This window comes from Moorena sp. SIO2C4, from assembly GCF_010672485.1.
GTDB classification, from domain to species: Bacteria; Cyanobacteriota; Cyanobacteriia; order Cyanobacteriales; family Coleofasciculaceae; genus Moorena; species Moorena producens.
Genome location: NZ_JAAHGN010000529.1, coordinates 1 through 5105, shown reverse-complemented (window position 1 = coordinate 5105; position 5105 = coordinate 1). Strand labels below are relative to the sequence as shown.

Here is a 5105-nt window from a genome sequence, read left to right as displayed (position 1 = left end):
CACTTAGGCATAGCATGCCTGGTATCCAGATTTCAGTCCCTTTTCTGAGACCTACGCATTTGTGATCGAGTATTGTTTGATTTTTTTCTGCTCGCCCAAGAGGAAACTATTCCCCTAACCCTGACAGTGGATTTAAACATTACCACTGCTGATGAGGGCAAGTTGCTGATTCCTGCTGGTAGTGAAGTGGTTGGCGAACTGCGTGCGACAAAAGAGGGAGCTCAGTTTGTAGCTCAGCAGCTGTTGATCAATGGTGAAACCCTATCGTTTAATGCCACCTCTGAGGAAATTACCACCACTGAAACCATTCGCAAGGGTAGCAATCCAGGGAGTATCCTAAAAGATGCAGCAGTTGGTACCGCTGCCGCCGCTGCTATCTCTGCCGTTACCGGTGACCGTGCGATCGCTACAGAAGAAATCTTGATCGGAGTTAGTTCTGGCATCGCTTTAAATATCGGCAAACGTTTATTTGGTAGCAGCAGCGTTGACCTATTTGTGGTTGAACCAGAAACCGACTTACAGCTTACCATCGACTCTGACCTGGTGATTAGCAGTCAGTAACTACATATGTGGACAGTTAACTGTTGAGAGGATGATAGATTAACCAATCACAGCCAACCTCTCAACGTTGACACTCCCCGCCCTAAAAGAGCGAGGATTCTTAGTTCTACGACACGCCTTAAAATTAGCTATCCTGAAAGGCAATACTTAAGCCAAATACCCGTTTAAAAACCAAATATCGAGCCTAATTTAACTAACCCCAGTGGGCTGATCTCCCTAAGCGTTGGGAATTTCCCCGTTTCCGTGTGCCCCACGGTACGTTAAATATTTTGAAACTGTATTTTACTGGTGTTCGGTATCCGTTAAGATCCATGCGTATAGCGAGGTTTTTCGCGCCTCGTGTACTAGCATCGCAAAACGCTCGTTATTAAATAGGGCAGTACCGACGAATCCTGCCTGTGCTAGGCTACACAATTAAATATATTATACATTATTCCTGGAAAAGTCGCCCTAGAAGGGCACCTCAAGTAGCGTGGCCAAAGGCCAGGCTTGAAACCCATATTTTTGGTCAACAACAACTATCTACTGAGGGCTACTGAGCGTAAGTCAACCAAACGATAAAGGTTGTTCCCATCCTTGAGTTATCTTGACCATGACTAATGGATAATTCCCCATTTTCCTCAGTTGATAGTAGTTTGGCAGGACTAAAGACTTCAATATCACCCTGCATGTATGCCATGAGTTCTTTTGCGATCGCTAATCCTAAACCAGTGCCAGGGATAGGACCATTAGCTTGAACTCCCCGATAATGTCGCTCAAACAGATGGTCTAAGTCTTCTGGAGCAATACCTGGACCAGTATCACTAATTGCGATCGCTATGGCATTACCATGATCAAGCCATTGTCCAACACCAACTTGGATATCAATTTTTCCCCCAGCTGGAGTGTACTTCAAAGCATTGTCAATCAAATTACTCAACACTTCCCGTAAAGCCTTAGGATTGCCTTTCACCAAAGGTAAATCAGGGGCAATAGAGCAATGCAACTCCAAATTAGCCTCTTGAGTAATAGCGTCAGCAGATATAAGCAAGGGTTCTAAGACATCCTTGACCGCAAACAGTTGCAACGGAAGAGTTTTGTCCGTGAGTAGGGGAAATTCCCCTGGGGTGGAGTGTGGTTCGGAGTGACTAGTTGGGTAAATCTCCCCAAGATCATCTGATTCTGGGGATGAGCAAGCCTCAGCCGTAGCTACAGGCAAAGTTAAGGATGCTGTACCGGTTTGGTTCATGTCCAGGCAAGCATCAAACTGTTGCAGCAACTCCTGTAAGCGATCGCTTTCTCGTATAATGCTCGAAGCCACTGGATAGTTTTTATCTCCTGGTACCAGTCGCTTCAGCAGTAGCTTACCAAAGGTTCGTAAGGCCATCAGGGGATTACGAAATTGATGCAGCAGATCATCAAGCATATCCCGTTGTTTTGCCTGTAGACGTCTGTGCTGAGTCAACTGCTGCTCAAACCAACCTTGACGCTGTTCTATGACATATGCGATCGCTAAGGTTCTGGCAATGCTTTCCACACTTGCCTGTTCTGTGTGATTCCAAGGTCTATCATCACGAGCACTCACCAATAACCCCATCACTATCCCTTCATGGATTAGAGGTAAAACAATTTGGTGCTGCTGCTGTATGGAATTTTCTGTCCAGTCAAAAGAGGTTGAACCCAAATCTTGATCTTGGTTATTTCCCTGAGGGAGTAGCCGAGGTAAGCTGCTGGATAATCGAGGAATCTGATCAATCTCACCTATTTTCTGTGGCAAAACCCAGTCAGGATCACTCATATCCCACACGGTACTTGTTTCCGGATAAACTACCACAGGAATTAGCTTTGCCTGATTTCCCTCAACGAATTCTTCCGTTAAATATACAGCACCACTAGCTGCTCCCAGTCCTTGGGTTAATAAAGCCACTTGGTTTCGACACAGGGAGACAAATTCTGAACTGAATCGAGTGAACATGAGCTATAGATGAGTGATCTGGGTTAATCCTACTCGAAGTTAAGCCACTATCAGCTTCCCTTCTATAAATGTCGAACCCCTTAAACAATTGACTATTATGCTTTAGTCAGCTTTAGTCATAGCGTGATAAGTCATAGCGTGATAAGTCATCAGTCATTAGACCTATGGCAAATATCCGTTACATCCGTTGCCCAATCACCTGATCACCCCATCACCTCATCACCTGATCAGTGTAATGCTCGGATGAGTTTAAGGCTATTTCTTCTAATTATATTTAATTTTTATTAAATAAATTAAATTTTTGTATGAATTTTCCGGAGGTCATCAGGAAACTGAAAATCCCCTAAAGTATTGCTGTCAAAGGTTTCAGCCGGTTTATTTAGTTCTATGACAAGAGCTTGATATTTCTCAAAAGACTCGATATAATTTCCAAGGCTTTTGTAACTATCTTTACAATTGCCAGCAAAAAGAGGAGGTAAAAAGGTTGGCAAGAAGACGTAAGCGTAAGAGTCGCCGCCGCCAAGAAGGGCGCAAGATACTTGAGCATGTACCTCAGTACAATCTAGAAAGTGGCGAGTATAAACCGGTTACAGCAGCACGGGCATACATTCGATCACAAGGGATACTTCCACCTGCCCTACTACTGGTCAAACGTAACGAGCATACCACAGACCGTTATTTCTGGGCAGAAAAAGGGCTCTTCGGTGCCCAATATGTGGAAGAAAATCATTTTCTGTTTCCCAGTTTGCGATTAATCAACTCTCCCTTAAAGAAGGTAGGGGTTGCCGCTCGTAGCCGCTGAAACCTTACTGGTAATATTTATTGAAAGTGCTTTGACTTAGCCCTCCTCAAACTCTTTGGCTTGAGGAGGGCTAAGTATCTTGGTAAATTTACCTATTCTGGAAATTGATCTCGCTGATTATAGTTGGGGAGGATGTCAAACCCTGCTTGCTTACAGCAAGGGTTTTAGTTTCAGAGACTGTTGAAGTTGTATTAGTTCATCGCGATGGCCAGTGACTATAACCAAAGATTGCTCCGCAGTGGCTTGATCCCCAGGGGCTTGGGTAGACGCTGATTCTAATTTCAGAGATACCTGTTCGAGTCGCTCAGCTTTTTTCCAATAAAAAAGGCCCGCAGCGGGAGCTAGTGCCACTAGCCCCAAAAACACCTTAGTCAAAGTCGGAAACAAAATAGAGAGCACTAGAGATAAGCAGACTATACCACAGGCAGCTAAGACGGTTAAAAAGATAGCCAGAAACCAACTCGGTCGGACTATCCCCTGGAACGTGACTTGATTAGTGGCAGCATCCACCGCCGCCACCTGGTAGGCTCTTTGATCAAAATATTGCTTCAACTGATTTAGAAGCGATTCTTCTGTTTCTGGGGAAGCTAACTTGACTTGTTGTATTCGGTCTTTCACAGAGGCTCGAATAAAGAAAAACAAACCTACTGCCAATAAAAGGGTTAGCAAAAGTGTAGAAGCAAGAATAGTTGTATTCACTGAATATTAACGATAAAAATACACATCCTTTGCTACTACTTTACAATTTCTTAGACACACTTTGGTCAGGTTAGCTCCTCGGTACCCACTAGCTAGAGGCTGTAAGATGCTGGTGTGGGTAGATGGCTAGCAGCTAGCACGCCCTGAATTCACCTGAATTCACATCTGGGTAAGACAATGCATCACCTGACTTCTGGGATGCCACCAGGGTTTTCAAAGACAGCACCCTGGAAAAAATTGCTACTTCCCTACCTAACTGACTCAACAACAGACTGGTGGCAGGGAGTCCTTGGCTGAAATTTCCCCACGGTTGTTTCCTCAGCCATATAGTCATGCCAAAAACTGGCCAGTTCTATAGCTTTCTCCTGCCACTCTGGGCAGATTTGATACATCCGGCGTGGGCGTCCTCTTCCTTCTACTTTTTGCCAGTAGGCTGAAATTGCCTGTTTTTCTTCAAGAAACTTCAGTGCACTGTAGAGGACAGTATCTGAAAGTCGATAGGTGGGGTATTCTTGTTCCAGTTGTTGGATCAGTTGTGTTCCATAAGATTCTCCTTGCAACAACACCGATAGCACATAGCATACGGCTAATTCTTTATTGAGATAGTTGGGTGGAGGATCTTGGAAAAAGTTATAGATATCTTCGAATTTCATCTGCATATGTAGTTGGAATTCCCAGTTATTCTAGATGGGATTAGAGGGTTTTCTGGCAAATAATCATGGTTGGAGGCACCCTGGGAAATTCACGCGCGTTTTGCAGTGAGTTTTATTTAAACGACTCACCTTGGTAGGTACATCGCTATCACACTTTATAACTTAAAAATCTCTGGCGTAGGGTTTAAATATCTCCCTAATTTGATGAAAGTTTAATGAATTTTGGACTTAACACACCTAAAAAGTAAAGATCAACTTTAATAATTGCTCGAAACCGTTATCCAAAACTACCGACTATCAAGGGGAACATCGGGAAGGAAGACAAGACAGACGAGTAACACCAATTTCATTGATGCGACCTAGAGAGGATGATCGGGGATGGAAGGATGGGGGCATGGAGGGATTAATATATAGCAATCTTTGTGGGGGTTGGAGA

At 44.0% G+C, this 5105-nt stretch carries 5 protein-coding genes; 2 read left to right on the top strand and 3 right to left on the bottom strand.

The window, feature by feature from the left end:
* Positions 1 to 72: 72 nt before the first annotated feature.
* Positions 73 to 561, top strand: coding sequence for a hypothetical protein (locus F6K20_RS23640; RefSeq protein ID WP_287296235.1), 489 nt, complete (start codon positions 73 to 75; stop codon positions 559 to 561).
* A gap of 532 nt (positions 562 to 1093) precedes the next feature.
* Here the strand turns inward: F6K20_RS23640 and F6K20_RS23635 are convergent.
* Positions 1094 to 2515: a GAF domain-containing sensor histidine kinase gene (locus F6K20_RS23635; RefSeq protein WP_287296233.1), complete on the bottom strand. Its 1422-nt coding sequence runs from the start codon at positions 2513 to 2515 to the stop codon at positions 1094 to 1096.
* A gap of 484 nt (positions 2516 to 2999) precedes the next feature.
* On the opposite strand from F6K20_RS23635, the gene F6K20_RS23630 reads away from it, so the two are divergent.
* Positions 3000 to 3317 (top strand): DUF3155 domain-containing protein, encoded by a 318-nt coding sequence (locus F6K20_RS23630; protein WP_287296231.1) that lies wholly within the window; start codon positions 3000 to 3002, stop codon positions 3315 to 3317.
* Positions 3318 to 3467: 150 nt separating this feature from the next.
* Here the strand turns inward: F6K20_RS23630 and F6K20_RS23625 are convergent, their stop codons facing one another.
* Together F6K20_RS23625 and F6K20_RS23620 are read right to left on the bottom strand one after the other, a co-directional pair.
* Positions 3468 to 4016 carry a cofactor assembly of complex C subunit B gene (locus tag F6K20_RS23625; RefSeq protein WP_008178567.1) on the bottom strand — a complete coding sequence of 183 codons (549 nt, stop codon included), beginning with the start codon at positions 4014 to 4016 and terminating at the stop codon, positions 3468 to 3470.
* Between the two features lie 248 nt (positions 4017 to 4264).
* Positions 4265 to 4669 (bottom strand): PadR family transcriptional regulator, encoded by a 405-nt coding sequence (locus F6K20_RS23620; protein ID WP_081431986.1) that lies wholly within the window; start codon positions 4667 to 4669, stop codon positions 4265 to 4267.
* Positions 4670 to 5105 lie beyond the last annotated feature (436 nt).